The 16,773-nt window shown below is 64.7% G+C and carries 18 protein-coding genes; 14 read left to right on the top strand and 4 right to left on the bottom strand.

The genetic code is table 11. From position 1 onward, the window contains the following. Positions 1 to 1,880 precede the first annotated feature (1,880 nt). Positions 1,881 to 3,497, bottom strand: coding sequence for a hypothetical protein (locus ABZ845_RS05615; RefSeq protein WP_360973292.1), 1,617 nt, complete (start codon positions 3,495 to 3,497; stop codon positions 1,881 to 1,883). A 1,021-nt stretch (positions 3,498 to 4,518) separates the two neighbouring features. Here ABZ845_RS05615 and ABZ845_RS05610 point away from each other — a divergent pair. Next, a complete protein-coding gene (locus ABZ845_RS05610; protein ID WP_360973290.1) occupies positions 4,519 to 5,628 on the top strand; it encodes a hypothetical protein in 1,110 nt (369 codons plus the stop codon). A 71-nt stretch (positions 5,629 to 5,699) separates the two neighbouring features. Here ABZ845_RS05610 and ABZ845_RS05605 read toward each other — a convergent pair whose 3' ends face one another. After that, on the bottom strand, positions 5,700 to 6,506 hold the full coding sequence (locus ABZ845_RS05605; RefSeq protein WP_360973288.1) for a DUF6602 domain-containing protein: 807 nt from the start codon (positions 6,504 to 6,506) through the stop codon (positions 5,700 to 5,702). Between the two features lie 302 nt (positions 6,507 to 6,808). Here ABZ845_RS05605 and ABZ845_RS05600 point away from each other — a divergent pair, with 302 nt between their 5' ends. The 3 genes from ABZ845_RS05600 to ABZ845_RS05590 all read left to right on the top strand — a co-directional run bounded on the left by ABZ845_RS05600 (position 6,809) and on the right by ABZ845_RS05590 (position 8,829). Continuing rightward, positions 6,809 to 7,372 (top strand): hypothetical protein, encoded by a 564-nt coding sequence (locus tag ABZ845_RS05600; protein WP_360973286.1) that lies wholly within the window; start codon positions 6,809 to 6,811, stop codon positions 7,370 to 7,372. Positions 7,373 to 7,801: 429 nt separating this feature from the next. Continuing rightward, positions 7,802 to 8,239 (top strand): GntR family transcriptional regulator, encoded by a 438-nt coding sequence (locus ABZ845_RS05595; protein ID WP_360973284.1) that lies wholly within the window; start codon positions 7,802 to 7,804, stop codon positions 8,237 to 8,239. A gap of 29 nt (positions 8,240 to 8,268) precedes the next feature. Then, positions 8,269 to 8,829, top strand: a complete 561-nt coding sequence (locus tag ABZ845_RS05590) for an HD domain-containing protein (protein WP_360973282.1) — start codon at positions 8,269 to 8,271, stop codon at positions 8,827 to 8,829. Here ABZ845_RS05590 and ABZ845_RS05585 read toward each other — a convergent pair. Both ABZ845_RS05585 and ABZ845_RS05580 read right to left on the bottom strand, forming a co-directional pair. After that, positions 8,822 to 9,295, bottom strand: a complete 474-nt coding sequence (locus ABZ845_RS05585) for an NUDIX domain-containing protein (protein ID WP_360973280.1) — start codon at positions 9,293 to 9,295, stop codon at positions 8,822 to 8,824. The genes ABZ845_RS05590 and ABZ845_RS05585 overlap by 8 nt on opposite strands. Further along, positions 9,292 to 10,038, bottom strand: a complete 747-nt coding sequence (locus ABZ845_RS05580; RefSeq protein WP_360973278.1) for a helix-turn-helix transcriptional regulator — start codon at positions 10,036 to 10,038, stop codon at positions 9,292 to 9,294. The genes ABZ845_RS05585 and ABZ845_RS05580 overlap by 4 nt, the downstream gene beginning before the upstream one ends. A 326-nt stretch (positions 10,039 to 10,364) precedes the next feature. Between ABZ845_RS05580 and ABZ845_RS05575 the strand changes: the two genes are divergently transcribed. The 10 genes from ABZ845_RS05575 (at position 10,365) to ABZ845_RS05530 (ending at position 16,748) form a co-directional block, all read left to right on the top strand. Then, positions 10,365 to 10,664 (top strand): hypothetical protein, encoded by a 300-nt coding sequence (locus tag ABZ845_RS05575; RefSeq protein ID WP_360973276.1) that lies wholly within the window; start codon positions 10,365 to 10,367, stop codon positions 10,662 to 10,664. Next, entirely contained in the window at positions 10,661 to 11,656 is a 996-nt protein-coding gene (locus tag ABZ845_RS05570; RefSeq protein ID WP_360973274.1) for a DUF2637 domain-containing protein, read from the top strand. Before ABZ845_RS05575 ends, ABZ845_RS05570 begins: the two co-directional genes overlap by 4 nt. After that, complete coding sequence (locus tag ABZ845_RS05565) at positions 11,653 to 12,303, top strand: GGDEF domain-containing protein (protein WP_360973272.1); 651 nt, start codon at positions 11,653 to 11,655, stop codon at positions 12,301 to 12,303. Before ABZ845_RS05570 ends, ABZ845_RS05565 begins: the two co-directional genes overlap by 4 nt. Then, positions 12,303 to 12,686, top strand: coding sequence for an RRQRL motif-containing zinc-binding protein (locus ABZ845_RS05560; RefSeq protein WP_360973270.1), 384 nt, complete (start codon positions 12,303 to 12,305; stop codon positions 12,684 to 12,686). Before ABZ845_RS05565 ends, ABZ845_RS05560 begins: the two co-directional genes overlap by 1 nt. A gap of 74 nt (positions 12,687 to 12,760) precedes the next feature. Then, positions 12,761 to 14,986, top strand: a complete 2,226-nt coding sequence (locus tag ABZ845_RS05555; RefSeq protein WP_360973268.1) for a cell division protein FtsK — start codon at positions 12,761 to 12,763, stop codon at positions 14,984 to 14,986. A gap of 141 nt (positions 14,987 to 15,127) precedes the next feature. Further along, positions 15,128 to 15,382, top strand: coding sequence for a hypothetical protein (locus tag ABZ845_RS05550; RefSeq protein ID WP_360973266.1), 255 nt, complete (start codon positions 15,128 to 15,130; stop codon positions 15,380 to 15,382). A 17-nt stretch (positions 15,383 to 15,399) separates the two neighbouring features. After that, on the top strand, positions 15,400 to 15,585 hold the full coding sequence (locus ABZ845_RS05545) for a hypothetical protein (protein ID WP_360973264.1): 186 nt from the start codon (positions 15,400 to 15,402) through the stop codon (positions 15,583 to 15,585). Then, positions 15,585 to 15,779: a hypothetical protein gene (locus ABZ845_RS05540; RefSeq protein WP_360973262.1), complete on the top strand. Its 195-nt coding sequence runs from the start codon at positions 15,585 to 15,587 to the stop codon at positions 15,777 to 15,779. The genes ABZ845_RS05545 and ABZ845_RS05540 overlap by 1 nt, the downstream gene beginning before the upstream one ends. 11 nt (positions 15,780 to 15,790) lie before the next feature. Next, on the top strand, positions 15,791 to 16,264 hold the full coding sequence (locus tag ABZ845_RS05535; RefSeq protein ID WP_360973260.1) for a hypothetical protein: 474 nt from the start codon (positions 15,791 to 15,793) through the stop codon (positions 16,262 to 16,264). 19 nt (positions 16,265 to 16,283) lie between these two features. After that, positions 16,284 to 16,748 carry a hypothetical protein gene (locus ABZ845_RS05530; RefSeq protein ID WP_360973258.1) on the top strand — a complete coding sequence of 155 codons (465 nt, stop codon included), beginning with the start codon at positions 16,284 to 16,286 and terminating at the stop codon, positions 16,746 to 16,748. Positions 16,749 to 16,773 lie beyond the last annotated feature (25 nt).

Raw genomic sequence — 16,773 nt, 5'->3', positions numbered from 1 at the left:
GGTATTTGTCGGACGTGTGCGGGCAATGATCCGCAGGTGGCGGAGAAAAGATTTCGGATTCGGGTTGCCGAGTTGGGCGGGATGGTGCTGGAGCCGACCTGGCTCGGCAACAACCGCCCCCATCGGGTACGGTGCGCGGCTGGCCACGAATCCACCCCTACGCCCAGCAATGTGGGGCGGGGCGGCGGTATCTGTCGGACGTGTGCGGGCAATGATCCGCAGGTGGCGGAGCAGAAGTTTCGGATTCGGGTTGCCGAGTTGGGTGGGACGGTGCTGGAGCCGACCTGGCTCGGCAACAACCGGCCCCATCGGGTACGGTGCGCGGCTGGCCACGAATCCACTCCTACGCCTTCCAACGTCCAACGTGGGCAGGGGCTTTGCCGGACGTGCGCTGGCAGGGATTCAGTGGCCGCGGAGCGGGAATTTCGGGCACGAGTAGCTGAGCTGGGCGGGACCGTGCTGGAGCAAAGGTGGCTCGGCAAGGACCACCCCCATCACGCTCGTTGCGCAGCCGGCCACGAATGCGCGCCGCGCCCCAGTAGCCTCAGAGGCGGATCCGGCATGTGCCTTGCCTGCGTCGGCAACGATCCGGTAGCGGCGGAGCGGGAATTTCGGGCACGAGTGACTGAGCTGGGCGGGACTGTGCTGGAGCCGACATGGCTTGGGGCGAACACCCCCCATCGGGTGCGGTGTGCTGTCGGCCATGAATGCAGGCCGCGGCCCACCACCGTCCAACAGGGGGCCGGTTTCTGTCGAGCCTGCTCTAACAAGATCTGGGACGTGTTCTACGTCGTCATTGACGAGGAACGGGCTCGTTTGAAGTTTGGCATAACGTCCGGCGATCCTGCGGGGCGCCTCCGTGCACACTCCCGGTCCGGCTACAGGCGTGTTGTTCGGTTGCTGGTTGATCTTCCTGGCGACGAGGCTCCAGAGCTTGAACGGGCCATCTTGGATGCACTTAGGCTGGCGGGCGAAGAACCCCTACAAGGGCGGGAGCACTTTGACGCTACTGTCATGGGCCAAGTGCTGGACATGGTTGACCGTTTCGCGACAAACCACCACGTCGGGTCGGTCTCCCCGATGCGGTTGCGGGATGGTCTCGCAACCGAGCGGGGAGTCTGACCGCTGTACTGGGTTTTCCCTCCCGAAGCCGGATCGTGGTGGTGCTGTGCAGGCAGGGTGCGGCCGTCGATGCGCTTGGACGGTGTCTGCGGCCGGCTGAGGTCGGCTTCGCCGACGGGCTGCAACACCCCAGGAGTGTTGCAGCCGTCTGTGACCGGACGGCCCGGACACCTGCACTATGAGCTGTCCGGGCCGTTTATGCAGGTGAGCGAGTCAGCGCGCCTTTGGCGCGCGCCGGGGGCGTGGTAAATGCCGTAGCGCGTGCCGATGGTGCTTCTGTCTGCCCTGACGTGATCGGGTGCCGGTCCGGAATGCTGGAGGGGTTCGTTCCGGCCGAAACCGATGCCTCTGTGATGCCGGTGAGCTCGCAGGTGAGCGTGGCGCCGGGGGCCGTCCACGGGCATCGTGGAGTGTTGCTGTGAGCACGGGCGTCAGAATTCCTGTTCCACCTTGGCCCTCCCAAAACGCCCCTGAGCTGGACCTATTTACGCGTCAGAGGCCTAACCGGACACCCGAACAGGAGGGACACTAGATGTTGGTCATCCAGGCGAGTGGGACGCGGGAGGGGAAGCCGCCAAAACTGGAGGCACCTTCCGTTATCCCTGACGTGCCGGCCGTGTCAGAGGGCTGCCGTAGCTCGTGGCCATGGTCGGAACAGGAAAGCACTCCAACCCCCGGCCCGACGCGCCGCCCGTGGTTGGCCAACCCGTTGCGGGTGTCCAGCCGTACTACGCCGAGAACGCTGGGCGCTACTGCAGCTAGGGGGAGGCCCAGATGAGTCGCCAAGCGTACAAGGAGCTGGCCAAGGCCAACAGGATAAATAGCTCGATCAGCAAGGCAACTTGCCGGAGCCACCGGATTCGCATAACTAGCGTAGATGAGTCTTTGACGAGCAAGAAGGAAGCTACGAATGCCACGGGAATAAGGATCACTGAGGCATCCTTTGCTGTAAGCCCATGCGTGTATTCTTGCCTAGTTGGTGGATTTGTCACCAAAACTCTTTCATCCAATACTCCGCGCCAGAACAGGAGCCCGATGCCAGCCGCTGTTACAGCCATGGCAAGGTAATGAAAGAATGAAATTACCCGGGCAAGTCTCAGGTTGCATTTAATCCAAATGCGCTCGGGGCGCCGCTGGAAGCTTGAATGCCGAAGGTATAGTTCAAATGTTCCTTCCTCGTCATCGATCTCAGCTTCCTGTTCGTCAAGGTCTGGGACCCCGTCGGCGACCCCCAAAGGCTGGCAGTTATCCAGCCGAACGGCCGTATCGGCAACACGAATGCTGACGTGATTGGTTTCTGCGTCGCGGAAGGAGACCATTTTCCATGCCGTCTTCCCGACATTTTTCCACAAAAATATGCCGGCGCTTCTGTATTTCCGTCGCTTGTATTGAAAGTGGATGGATCGCTGCTCGTTAATAGTGATCACGAATGGAGCGGCGACCGGCACGGTACATCTCGCGAACGCCATCCACCTGTACCCGTAGGTGGCATAAGAGCTAAGAAGTTTGTCGGCAGCTTCACGTTGTTCAGGATGGGGGCTCTCCCTTGAAATTTCTCGCGCCTTGACCAGCAATGCTTGCAGGGACCAGAGGAGTCCTGTGATCGTTTCGGTAGACACCCCCTCCCTTTCTGGCTGCTCTTGTTTGAGCCTGGCCCATTCGTTAACGAAGTACGGGAGCGCAATAATTGGGTTACTTGCACCGCTGAGATGCTCCTTGGGTGCGTACTTCTTTACGATCTCCCTGATCTCGTAGCAAATGTCGTACCAATAATCAGAAAGGCCCGACCTTGCGGCGCCCTGCAAACGGGTGTCACTGCGAAGATAGCTGCGTGTAACAATGCGTTCATGGATTCGCTTAGAAAAAAACCCAATCCAACTATGCCTTCTTCTTTGCCAAATTTTGTCATATGTAGAGGTGGGGAAATAGAAGATGGCTGCAAGTAGCTCAATCAGATGCGGATTCTCAATCGGCTTCCCAATCTTCTCGCTCAGGTGCTGAATATGGCACGCCTGGATGCGGGCGCTGTCGTCAAGTCGAACTCGATACCGTCTTTCCCCGTTTACGGTAATGTGTAGGTCGAGGAGGGGAATCTTGGGGAGTTCCGTTATGGGTAGGACTAGCTCAATGTTGCCATCTTTCTTCAACTCATCCAGGTCTTCTGTCAATCCTGGGATTCTCCAGTCCTGACTGCCTGAATTTGTTGATACCTCTTCAAGTGGCTTGACGTGAATCTCTCGTTCACGTTCTGACCACATCGCTTTTGATATCATTATCCGTTCAATGGCTCGCATGCGCCATGCCGGGAGATTGTCGAGAAGCTTGAGGGTAAGCAGGCTCGATCGTGTAGGAGGTTGCTCTGTGAAAAGATTCATGCGATCATCCCTGACCTGTCCGACGGTTCTGCGGGATCCCGTGGGTATTTTCGATCTCGCTTGGCGGAAGACTCGATTAGTCGTTGTTGGGAAGAGTCTGTGGCTCTGTGACGGAACATTCGAGCAGGGTTAGGCCATTGGGTTGCATCGAGTGCGCCATTTGGCTGCCACTGGGTGTAAATCCAATTGTCGTCGGTTCGAGGATTGCCCTGATCCGGTCAGGCGCGGTCGATGAGGTCGGGGAGGGTCCGGGTCGTTCTGAGCCGTCTCGATTTATGAGCCTGCCCATTAGTGCATGATGTGGGGGCATGACTCCGAGGATCACGCCAAAGTTCCTGACTAAAGCCGCACAGCCGACGGGCCTCAGCCACAGGGGGTGCATGCCCGCAGCCGCCTGGTGCGGCCAGCCGGGGCGTAGATAGGAGGCAGGTGCGCCGCTAAGGCGGCGCATGCCCGCGCTGTGCGCGGGCCTTGATCAGGTAGGGAAATGCTTCATGTCCTGCTGTAAGCCCTCCTGAGGCACAGATCGGAAGTCGCCTCCAGCTCTTGCGTCCATTGAAAGTCGGCTTCGCCGACGGGCTGTAACACCCAGGGTGTGTTGCAGCGGTCTGTGACCGGACAGCCCGGACACCAGCACTCTGAGCTGTCCGGGCTGTTTATGCAGGTGAGAGGGGCAACCGGACAGCCGGACAGGTGGGACACAAACGGCGCTGCTTTCGAGCGGCGGTGACCTGCCCCGGATTGCTGATGTGCGCATGGGCGAGACGAGCGCGGGCTGACGAGAGACGCCGTTGTTCCCCCGACGCCCCTCCGGCTGCCTCGGATTCGCTGGCGCACCCGAGCTTTTGGGAGTTGCAGCCGCGGCGATGACCGGACACTCCGGCCATCAGTACTCTGAGGTGTCCGGACCGTCTGTGCAGGTGAGGGGCATACCTGGGTAGCCGGACAGCCGGAGCACCCTTGTCTGCCCCCTCCATGCAATGCTGGCGGGACTGTCAGCGCGGTGATCTAGGGTCAGTCCATGACCGCTAGCGTTGAAGTGATCAACCCCGGCGACGTGCGCACGCGCACTGAGATCCGTGCAGCGTTCGGGGGAAGCCCACAGGGAGGGATCTGCCCCTCTGACGACATGCACAGTGTCAATCTCTACTCGGACCCGGATGTCGGTGAGCAAGCCGGCTACTACGACGGCTGGTTGGCTGAGGAAGATGAGCTCGGGCCTGTCTTTGAGTACACCGGTGCCGGCAAGTCTGGGGACCAGACCTTTGACGGAGTTGCCGGCTCAGGCAACCGGGCGATTCTGCGGCACGCGGAGCAGGAACGGGTGCTCCGCGTGTTTACTCGGGTGGGCAAGCTGCCGGGGGGTGACACGAAGACGCACCGATACTTGGGGATGTTCGCTCTGGATGGCATGCAGCCGTACGTCTGGCGCAGAGTCCATGGCGAGGACGGCCAGGAACGCAGCGTTGTTGTGTTCCGGCTGCGCCCCGAAGGGGCTGTCCAGCACGCCGCGCAGGACGTGATCCCTGCCGCTGAAGAGACCACGGCCGAGCTCGTACCCTTCCAGGCCGTCACTGCGGCGATGTTCCAGTCAGAACCGGCGACAAGCGGTGCTCTGCCGCTTCCCAAACAGCGCGTCCGCAAGAGGACTACCGGACGGAAGGCGGCTCCCAACGCGGAGACCAGCGGCACTTTCGTGGTTCCTGAGGCTTTCGGCACCAAGTTGAGCATCCGTGCTGCTACGGCTGCCACGGTCGCCGTCCGGCATGAGGCTGAACTGACGCAGGCTTACAAGGCTCACCTGGAGTCTGCAGGGCATCAGACCGGCGCCTTCCAAATCAGGGTGCAGGGGCTCACCTCAACGCTTCGTACCGACCTGTACGACGCGACGGATCACGTGCTGTACGAGGCGAAGGGTTCGAACTCCCGAGAAGACATCCGGATGGCTCTTGGGCAGATCCTCGACTACAGCCGCTACGTCAAGACGTTGGAACATGAAGGTGAGCCCAAGCGCGTGATCCTGTTGCCGGCGGCTCCCGCGCCCGACATGTACGCGCTGCTCGATCGATATGACGTCGAGGTGGTGTATCGATCCGACGATGGCCGATTCGTCGGATCGCTCGTTCCTTAGGCCACCCGCGAGTGCAGATAACCTCCCTGCCGCCACGCCGGTAGCGGCAGAGAGGATCGAGCGCGTACTCGCTAGATCGTCCAATGCCTAGACAGCTGTCCCAACGGTGTAGCTCCGGAATAGGGCAGGAGGTCGAGCGGATTCATCCATGCATCGGAAAAGTGAATGTTGAGATGAAGCGCCAATGCAAGCAGGATGTCTTGTTCGGGTTCGGCATCGATCTGAAAGAGTGACGCGCCCGCTACCGGCGACCTGAAGAGTGAACACGTGCGGTGATCTCCCCACTGCAGGTGCCCCTTACCCGCAACCCACACGCTATCCGGCCACTCAATGGGGTTGCGGCTCCGACACCAGTCCGCAAGGTGGGATCCGATGGTCTCCAGCTTCAGACTGTCGAACGCGACAACCATGCCCGACGTCGGGAAGAAGCCATATGTCTCGCCGTATGCCTTAGTGGAGCGAGGGATGATCCCCGAGATCGGCCGGTACGCAGTCTTAGGCATCTTGCGCATCCTGCTGATCTTGCTGCAGGCGTCCGTGAGCTGTGTCCGATCAAGCTTAGTCTTGACTTCGACCACACCATATACACATTCATTCGGAATGATTCGGAAACCCCGAAGGCTAGTGAACGGTGGTGTTCCGCGATCGATGAGGACAATGTCAGATTGTGGCGATACGTCGCCATTCGTTGCGATTACCTCTACGTTGTGAACCGCTTCGACGTGAGTCGGTAGATATCCAGAGAGAAACTGTTGGATGAGTACCTCACGTGACGTGCCGGCTTCACCGTTGTGATTAAAGTTCTGAGACTGCTCAAAGTCGGCTCGCATCCTCTTTGCCACTGAACCTAGGATCTTGCCGAGCTTCTCTTGGGTCATGCACGGATCTTAAGTGTGGTTCTGGCTCGCTGGGAGATCGGAAGTGGCAGCGAGTGTGGCTTGAAATCGACTATTCAGCATGTTTGGTTTGGTCTAAAGCGCATCGTGACTGTGACTTGTGTTGGCGACTACTGCCACTCAGTCCGGGCCTTCCAACTGAGCGCGGAGCCGACGCCCTCTTGCGAAGTTCCGTTTTAGGAAGCACGGTTCGTGGGGATGCTGCTCGGCGCCTCGACGCCACCAGGGGAGGGCGGTACGTCTTGGGAACAGCAACTTCATGGGCACGCACAACCTTCGGGTACGTGGCCGATCAGCTTGCTGAGGTGATTCCGCATTGCCTCGTACGAGCCCACGACCGGGCTCGCCACGGACACGAAGGTGTCCGCACTCAGACGCTGGAGGCTTACGGCCACGGATTGCACGCCGTGCAGTACGAGGAGTTGGCCGCGGGCCTTGCCCCCATCGGCGACGCCACCCCCGTACGCCTGCAGGGGCGAACGGTGATGATCGTCAGCGGTCAAGTGATCTACCCGATTCGCTATGCGAAGAAGGACGTACCCGTCACTGCGGCCCGGCTACGACGGGCTGTCGGCTTCCGTGCGGACCTCATTCGGCGCCACGGCCCGGAGCCGATGCAGCAGGCATTCGACTTCGACCTGGACGAACTCGACGAGCCGGAAGCCCATCCCGACCTCAGGCTTCTCCCTGATGACGTCCACTTAGTCCTCGTCGCCTACGCGTGCTCCATGGAACACGGAATCATTCGCATCGAGTGGGGTTCCGCGGAAGTGCGCCGCGAGGATCGCTACCTCATCTGGCACCACCACGAACCACTCCCGCACAACTCCAATGGGCATCAGCCCTGATGCCGGCGAGCACCGCGAGCCGTCGTGGCGGCTGGACGTTCGAACCGTGCTGAATGGACCCCGGGGGTGAGGTCATGAGCTTGGGAATCACCGCGAGCGGAGGCGGGAGTGCAGGCTCGGGTGCCTTGAAATCAAGCAGGAAAAGTTCCCGACCCTGCTGTGGGCCCCTCCTGATGAGAACAGATCGGATGTCGCCTCCGGCTCCTACGTCCATTGAGAGGTCGGCTTCGCCGACGGGCTGTACCACTCTGTGGGTGTTACAGCCCTTCTGCGACCGGACAGCCCGGACAGTGGTCCTCTGGGCTGTCCGGCTTATTTGTACAGGTGAGAGACGTATCCGGACAGCCGGACAGCCGGACAGCTAGGACACCCCACCAGGGTGGGCGCCCGTGGGAAGCTGGGATGCGACGGTTTCCGAAGGAGGAATGCGTGCCGAGCCCCAGTCCACGCGGGACGTACCAGGTGATCTCTCAGGCGTTGCGCGAGCGGATCGCCGCTGGGGCTTACTCGGACGGACTGCCGTCCGAGGCAGAGATCGGGCGTGAGTTCGGGGTGGCCCGCACGACAGTTCGGCGCGCCCTGCTGGCTCTTGAGGAATCGGGGGACATCCAGACTGTTGCCGGCGTCGGCCGCAAGGTTGCTGGGGACGCTGGGACTGCACCGTACGAACAGATCATGGCGGACCTGTTGGAGCAGATCCGGAGGGGTGACCTGCCTGTCGGCGCGCGTCTTCCGAGCGAAGCGGCGCTCGGTGAGAAGTACGGCGTAGCCCGTGGCACTGTTCGCCGCGCTGTGCGCGAACTGGAGATCGCAGGTCATATCGAGGCGCGACACGGGGTAGGCCGGTTCGTGAGCTCTGCGTCCTGAACCCTCGATTGCCTCGGAGGCAGTGGAACATGCAACTGGCCAAGTGGGCTTATGACCTAGCTGAGTCCCTGTTGGCTGACAGTCTGCCGAAGCGATGGGCTCACTCTCAGCGGGTCTACTCCCAGGCGCTGAGCCTGGCGCCGGCACTGGGCGCGGACGCCGAGCTGTTGGCCGCCGCGGCCATCGCGCACGACGTCGGGTATGTCAAGGCCGCCGTGGACACCGGACAGCACATGATCGACGGGGCCCGTTACTTGCGCGACGTTGTGGGAGCTGACCCTCGGCTGTGCAGCATCGTGGCCATGCACACGTCCTCCTCATGGGAGGCATCCGAGCTTGGGTTGGAAGATGCGCTCGCGGAGTTTGAGCCTGCTGAACCTGAGTTGGTAGACGCGATCACCTACTGCGATCTGACCAGTAGTCCGGTCGGAGATCTCGTGGACCCCGCCCAGCGACTCTCTGAAGTCCTGGAGCGGTACGGTCCGGAGCACGTCGTCTTCCGGGCGGTATCTGCGGCCCGTCCCGAGCTCATGGCAAGGGTGGCCCGAGTGCGGTGGCGTGCCGAAGCGATGGCTGCGGAACTCAGCTGATCAGCGGGACCTCGCCATTACGGAACCCCTCTTCGAGGCGTCGTCGCGTGGTCGGTGAGATGTCGAGCGAGTCGAGCTCCGCCCTGGGGACCCATCGAACGGCAAAGGACTCCGAACTCACCTTGATCTCACCACTGACCGGCCGGGCTCGGAAGCAGAGCGAGAACTCCTGACGCACCTCTCCGTCAGCGAAGGCGATGACGTGTCCAGGGTCGGTGAAAATTCCGACCAAGCCGACCACTTCGACCTGAATCCCCGTTTCCTCCAGAACCTCCCTGCAGACGGTGCCGGAGATGTTCTCTCCGATCTCTTGGGCGCCTCCTGGCATGCCCCAGAGCCCGTTGTCGGAGCGTCGCTCCAGAAGCACTTCGCCTGCGTCGTTCATGACGAACGCAGTGACTGCGGGCACGATGCTGTTGGCCTTCGGTGCGGAGGGATCGTTGAAATAGTCGGTACGGCGACTCATGAGGGCCTTTCGATGGGGGCAGCTTCAGACCACACCTTCTCGAAGCTCATCTGATACGTCGAGACCAACTCGGCACCAGCGACACGACGGAGGTGCAGCACCGGGGCCATGGGGGCGCTGACCCCGTACACCTGTGTGTTGATCAACCACTCGTCATCGGAACGGTAGAGCGAGTTGTGAAGGGTCGACCTGTGCATCCGGAACTCGATGCCCGGGACCGAGTACAACGGGCGGTACAGTTTCATCACCTCGCGCACCTTGTAGGCGACGCCCTCGCCGATCTCTTCCTCTTCCCCTCGCCGCTGGATCTCTGGGCTGTTGGGGTCACCCAGCAGGATCCGGGCCCGGACGCCAGACGATGCCTTCTGTCTGAGTAGCTGGGGCCATCGTGGGTTCTCCGCCAGGAACACGCCAGCGTGGACGAGTACGCCAATCTCTCGCTCTGCCCGGCTGAAGAGCTGCAACCAGAGTTCCGGGGGAACGTAGGAACGGTGCGGGTACACCTTCAGGACTTCAGCGTCGGCTGCGTCCTGCCGCTGGTTGTCGGGAAGGCCGTCTGGCCAGAGGTACGTCTCGTCTTCACGCAGGAATGCCGCGATGGCAAGGCGGTGTCGCCGGTAGGGCGCGCGACCCTGCGAGATCCAGCGCTCGACGGTTTTCGGGTCCACCCCGACGTGGGTCGCCAAGGCGTCGACGGTGATGCCACGCGTCAGCATCGCTGATCGTAAGCGCTCGTTCGCCATCTCAACCTCCCGGGGACGTCTAGGGACGCACGTGACGCACTGAACGCTAGCGAGGACGTCCCAAGTCGTCCAGGAGCGTGGTCACTTCGTCCTGCCATCGCGCGACAACCTGATGTCACGTCGCATGGCAACCCGAAAGCAGCGAAGGACTTGACAGCTGCCATCGAGCGCGCCACAGTGAAAGACATGTTCAGACATGTATCGCATGCCCGAACGGGGCAGTTTCGGCTGTCCTGACCTGCACAACAACTGCCCGGTGGCGGGACTCCCCAGCAAGGTCGCTCGCCGCCGCGGTTCTCCCTGCCCGATCGACTCAGGAGAGCACCATGCGCACGTACGTCGGCCATCAGCAGGCCATTTCCGCTGAAGACTTCGTGGAGCTGGCCCTTGGCACCCCGGTTGAGCTGTGGCTCGGGGTGGAGGGCGAGAGCGAGATGGAGTGTGCGGCCCGCCTGGACGCGGCGCGCGACATCCTCGCCGATCCCGAGTACAGCAACCTTCCGGACGACGTGGCCCGCATCGCCGCCGAGGCGATCGAGGCGCACGCCCCAGAGCTGTTCAACGTCGTCCCGCTGGCGCGCCCGACCGGGCGCCGCCGGTCTTCCCGGAAGGGAGCGGCGGCATGACGACCGTAACCGAGACGGTGCGGCCGGTGATTCCGCCGCTGACGAAGCCGGAGATGGGCCTTGCCGGACTGGGCGCGCTGGCCGCGGCCGGCGTCGGTGCCCTGGGGCTGATTGCTTCGCTTGACGCGGTCTCCTCTGCCGCCGCCCGCTGGGCTTTCGGCGCCCCGTGGATGCTGCCGGTCGGTATCGACGTGGCCATTCCGGTGTTCACCGTGGCCAACCTCCTGTTGATCCGGATGGACATGGCGTTGGCCTGGGTGCGGTTCGTGCCGTGGGCTCTGACACTGGTCACCTGCGGGCTGAACATCGCCGCGGGACACTCGCTGTGGGCGAAGGTCGCGCACGGCACGATGCCCATGCTGTGGGTGGTGTTCTCCGAGATCGGCGCTCACGTCTACGCCGTGCAAATCGGCGGTGCCACCGGCCGGCGGATGGAGAAGGTGCGGTTCTCCCGCTGGATGCTCGCCCCGCTGTCGACGTTCGCCCTGTGGCGGCGGATGACGCTGTGGGAGATCACCTCCTACTCCGAGGCGCTGAAGCGAGAGCACGAGCGGCAGTTGGCCCGCGCCCGGCTGCGGGAACAGCACGGTCGACGGTGGCGGTCAAAGACCCCGCGCCCGGAACGCGTCTTGCTGAAGCTGGGCGAACTGGCTCCAGCGAGCGAGGATGTCCCGCCCGTGCCGCCGCAGCGGCCGACCGAACCGAAGCCGGAGACGCCCAAGCCGCCGCGCAAACGCCCCGCCAGGACCAAGGGCAAGGCCAAGGCCGCCAAGGCGCCGCGAACCTCGGTGGAACTCCTCGCCGAAGCACGCGCGGCCACGGCCGACTGGGCGGATGACGCAATCAACGCGGAAGCCATCCGGACCACGCTCCACTGCTCAGCCGCCAACTCCCGCGTGCTGCGGGACCAGCTGCTGAACGAACGTGCCGAGGGGCGCTGCCTGCACTCCATCGACGGCGAAGACGCGGTAACCGAGGGGGCGGCGGCATGAACACCCTGCTGACCATGCTCACCGCGGCGGCTCCGGTCGCCTCCGGCTGGACAGCCCACACGCTGTGGCTACGGCGGCGCCTGAACGTCGCCCGTCGCGACCCGCTGACCGGACTGCGGACACGCGAGGCATTCACCCGCCGCGCCACCGCCCTGATGAGGGGCCCGCGGGCTGTCGTGGTCCTGGCCGACGTGGACCGCTTCAAGCAGATCAACGACACCTTCGGCCACGCGGCCGGAGACACACTCCTAAAAGCGACAGCGGAACGGCTCGCCCACCACGTGGGCCACGCCGGGGTGGCTGGGCGATTAGGAGGCGATGAGTTCGCCGCCGTACTGATCGACAACCACGGCACTGCCGCAGACCTGCTCGCTGTCCTGCACGGCGTGCTCGCCCGACCGGTCGACGGGCAGGACCCAGCCGTACACACCACGGTCTCTCTCGGCTGGGTGCGTGCCGCCGACTTCCCCGGCGAGGACCTGTCCGGGTTGCTGCGGCGAGCCGATGAGGCGATGTACGCGGCTAAGCAGGCGCGCGCCGGATTCCGTCGGGCGGGGTTGGGGTGGCTGTTCGCCACGGTCACCGGCCGGCGCGCTGGCCGAGCTGGTGCCCGGAGCGATGCTCCGCTCGTAGGGGTGGCTGCCTGATGTCCGCCTACACCAAGTGCTTCGACCCGTCCGGTGACCGGTTCGGCATCCCCACCTTCCCGTGGCGGTTCGCCCCGGACGGCTACGCCACCCGCCGCCAGCTCCGTGCGGCTGGTCTCCGCCCCGGCGGACAGCCCGTCGCCGCTCAGGTGATGCGCCGCCATCGGGGCCGGAAGACCGGGGTGCAGGTCACCTTTCTCTACCGCGTCGACCGGGCCAAGCCGGTCCGGCCGATGACCTCCCGCAAGTGGGGTGCGCTAGCCCTGGCGATGCTCGCCCGCCGCACCTGCCCGAAGTGCCAGATCGCCTACAGCTACTGCATCCCGACCTCACTTGGGATGTGCGTTGCCTGCGCCTACCTCGAGGAACAGCGCGCCGCCTGACCTGCACGGGGCCCGGTCTCAACCGACCAAAGCAGCGGCCGGGCCCCGCATCTTCCCAGAGAGAAGGAACCCCAGTGAATCACCCCGACGACGACAACGAGCTCTTCAACCGGCTCGAAGCTGAGATGTCGGCCGACCCCGGCGCCGCTGTGGTCGACCTCGACAAGGCACGGTCGGCTCGCGGCCAGTCGGCCATCCCCGCCGCCGACCGGTCGCCCGACTCCCGCCCGGCCGAATCGGGTGCCGAGTCGGCCGACTCGGACTATGACGAGTCGGGCGACCCGGTCGCCCGGCGGGTGCCGGTCGACCGGCCCGATCTTCCCGCGCCGGGGATCACTACTTACAAGCGGCGGCCGATCTTGCCGACGTGGCTGACGTCCAAGCCGGGTTTCGTGTCCACCGCGCAGCGTGCGACCGGCAATGCCTTCTACGCCACTGCCTTCCACGGGATCCGCACACCCTGGTACGCCTTCCGGCTCACGCTGAACGCGCCGCGCGGTGTGGCTCGCTTTGTGCGGGAGACCAACGGGTGGGTGTGGGATGCCGAGGGCGCTCCGCTGCGCGCGTATGAGGTGTTGCACGAGAACACCGCCGAGTACCTGAAGCTGTCGCGTCAGCGGGACGGTCGGGTGCGGCTGCGGGTGCTGGTGACGACCGCCGCGGCCGTATTCGGTACCGGGTTCGCGCTGACCCTGTACGTGATGGCCCCGGCCTGGCTCGGTCTGCTGGCTGCGGCCGCGGTGCTGGTCGCCGGATTCTGGGGCGCCCCGCAGGATCATCCCGTGATCGGCCCGGCGGTGCTGAAGACCGAGTTGCAGAAGCTGACCGGGCCGATCGTGCTGCGGGCGCTGGACAACATCGGCAACCCGAAGCTGACGGCCGCCATCAAGAAGGGCGGCGACATGAACGGGCTGCGCTTCACCTCCGAGATCACCCGCGACGGCCCCGGCTACCGCGCCGACGTCGACCTGCCGTACGGCGTCGTCCCCGAGGACATCATGGAAGCGCGGCAGTCCCTCGCTTCCGGGCTGCGCCGCAAGCTGGGCTGCGTGTGGCCGGCCGGTGACCCCGACGAGCACGAGGGCCGCCTGATCCTGTGGGTGGGCGACCGGCCCATGAACGAGACCACCAAGCCCGCCTGGCCGCTGCTGAAGGACGGGCAGGTCGACCTGTTCAAGCCGGTCGTCTTCGGCAATGACCAGCGCATGCGCGACATCACCGTGACGTTGATGTTCGCGTCGATCGTCATCGGCTCGATCCCGCGCATGGGCAAGACGTTCCTGCTCAGGCTGCTGCTGCTCATCGCGGCCCTCGACCCGCGGGCCCAGCTGTACGGCTTCGACTTCAAGGGCACCGGGGATCTTGGCGCGCTGGAGCCGGTGTTCCACCGCTACCGGTCCGGCGAGGACGACGAGGACGTCCTGTACGTCCTGCACGCCATGCGTGAGCTGAAGGAGGAGCTGAGGCGGCGGGCGAAGGTGATCCGCAGCCTGCCGCGCTCGATCTGCCCAGAGTCGAAGGTGACACCCGCCCTGGCCAGCGACCGGAAGTACGGGCTGCACCCGATCGTGGTCGGCTTCGACGAGTGCCAAGTCCCCTTCGAGCACGAGAAGTACGGGGCCGAGCTGGAGTCGATCTGCACGGACATCGCCAAGCGCGGTCCGGCCCTGGGCATCGTCGGCATGTTCGCCACCCAGCGCCCCGACGCGAAGTCGCTGCCCCCGGGCATCTCCGCGAACGCCGTGCTCAGGTTCTGTCTGAAGGTCATGGGCCACACCGCGAACGACATGGTCCTGGGCACCGGCATGTACAAGGCGGGCATCCGCGCCACCATGTTCTCCCGCTCCGACCTGGGCATCTGCTGGATGTCCGGCGAGGGCGACGATCCCCGCATCGTCGCTTCCGCGTTCGTGGACGCGCCGGCCGCCGAACAGGTCGTGGTCCGCGCCCGCACGATGCGCGAGGAGTACGGGAACATCACCGGGCACGCCATCGGCGAGACACCCGACAGCGGCGAACCGTCCTTCGACCTGCTCGCCGACATCCTCAAAGTCGTCGCGGCCGACGAGGAGAAGGTGTGGAACGAGAAGGTGGCCGCCCGCCTCGCCACCCTGCGGCCCGAGATCTACGGGGGTTGGAAGGCCGAGACGGTGACCACGAACCTGCGCCCGCACGGCATCACGGCACAGGACGTGTGGGGCACCACCGACAAGGGCAAGGGCACCACCCGCCGCGGCATCGCCCGCGCCGACATCACCATCGCCATCACCCACCGTGACGGGAAGCGGTCCGGAAGCTGACCGCGCACGGCTGCTAGGTCTAGCAGCCGCCGCTGCTAGACCTAGCACCCTCGCTAGCACCCGAAACCGGCCCTGATCAGCAACCTCGCACCTAGCACCCGACCTGCGAGAACGCCGGAAATCCCGCCTGGAAGGCACCCCATGACCGTCATTCTCCTTGCTAGCGCATGCCTGCTCGCCGTCACTCTCGGTTACGTGAGTCTGTGTGCGTCGAGCCCGTACGGCGACTGCCGCAAGTGCCGCGGCTTCGGCTTCGCGATGAAGACCGACCGCAAAGGCCGCCTCAAGCGCGGCAAGCAGTGCCGCCGCTGCAAGGGCCACGGCAAGCGCATACGCGTCGGCCGCCACCTCTACAACCTCTGGGCCCGCATCTACCGCGCCGGCACCGCCGACTGACCACGAGGGGATCACCCGTGACCCACAACCCTCAGCACCGCGAGGCGACCGTCATCGTCTGCCGCGACGAAACGGCGGACTTCCTCCCCGCCGGCGTACAGGCCCGCCTCCGTGCGGCGCAGCTCACCGTCGACGACCTCAAGCGCTTGGCCGTCGGCATGGACGCCCGGTTCACCAACCCCACCCGTCCGGAGGACTCCTGATGATCCTGAACATCTCCGCCGTGCTGCTGTTCGGCGCCGCCTCCGCCCTCGCCGTCAAGACCAAGTCCGCTGGCGGCGGCTCCGCCCTGGTCCTGTTCCTGTTCGGCTTCTTCGTCGCCGGGACCGGCGCCTATGGACCCATCCACGACGTGGTGCAGGCGTCCGCCGACGCTCTGTCCGCCCTCGGCCGCTGAGGAAACCCGACGTGAACGAGCACGCCCCCGCCCTGCGGCCGGACCTCCCGGCGGCCCCGGCATACGACCCTGCATCCCTGACCCTCTACGAGCCCACCCCGGCGACCGTGGAACTGGCTGCCGAGCGGGGGCCGGTGGTGTGGGTGCCCGACGCCTACGGCCGCATGGTCCCCATGCCCAAGCACCTCGCCCCGCCCCCTATGGTCCGGCCCGAGCCGCGCGACCTGACCCCGCTGCCGCTGCTGGACCCCGTCGCACAGCGCTTCCTCGGAGCCGGTCTCGGAGGCGGCGCCCTGTCGGCCGGCGTCGGTTACGGCATTGGCGAAGTCATCAATGCCGCTGCCGGGCTCGGCACTGGCACCGCCATGTGGATCGCGCTCGCGGTCCTCGCCTGGCGCAGCCCCGTCCGTCACATCAGCGGCGGGCGCGGGAGCACGGTCAACATCCGCAAAGCCGTGATCAAGCGCAGTCACTTCCACGGTTGACCCCTAGGAGAAACGCCCCGTGTTCGAGATCCGCGTCATCTGCGACCCCACCGACACCGATCATGTGGTCGCCGCGCTGGACAGCACCTTCACGGCGGGCACCGTCAGCGTGTACCCCACCCGTGACGGCAAGCGGCACCGCCTCTACCTCCGGGCCGAGCACCGCACCGAGCCTGAGCCGTGGCCCACCCCGGAAGCGGCGTACACGCTCGCCCCGAGCGTCGTCAGCGAGATCGGATGGACTGCCAGGACCGCGGTTGACAGGCCGCTCTTCGACGGGCTGAACCGGGAGTTCTGGCTCCGCAAGGCCGCGCTGTTGGACCGCATCGCGCTGAGCGACGAAGCCGACAACGTCACCACGGACGCGGCCGAGCTGGCCACCCGAGCCGCACAGCGGCTGATGGAGCTGGACGGCACGGCCGTCATCTGCGACCCGCGGCACTACGTCCGCCAGCAGTACGCCGCTTGGGCCAAGAACCAGTAGCAACACCGCGGCGGCGGGACTCCCC

It is taken from the genome of Streptomyces sp. NPDC047022, from assembly GCF_040644155.1.
Lineage (GTDB): Bacteria > Actinomycetota > Actinomycetes > Streptomycetales > Streptomycetaceae > Streptomyces.
This window is presented reverse-complemented; position numbering and strand designations above follow the sequence as displayed.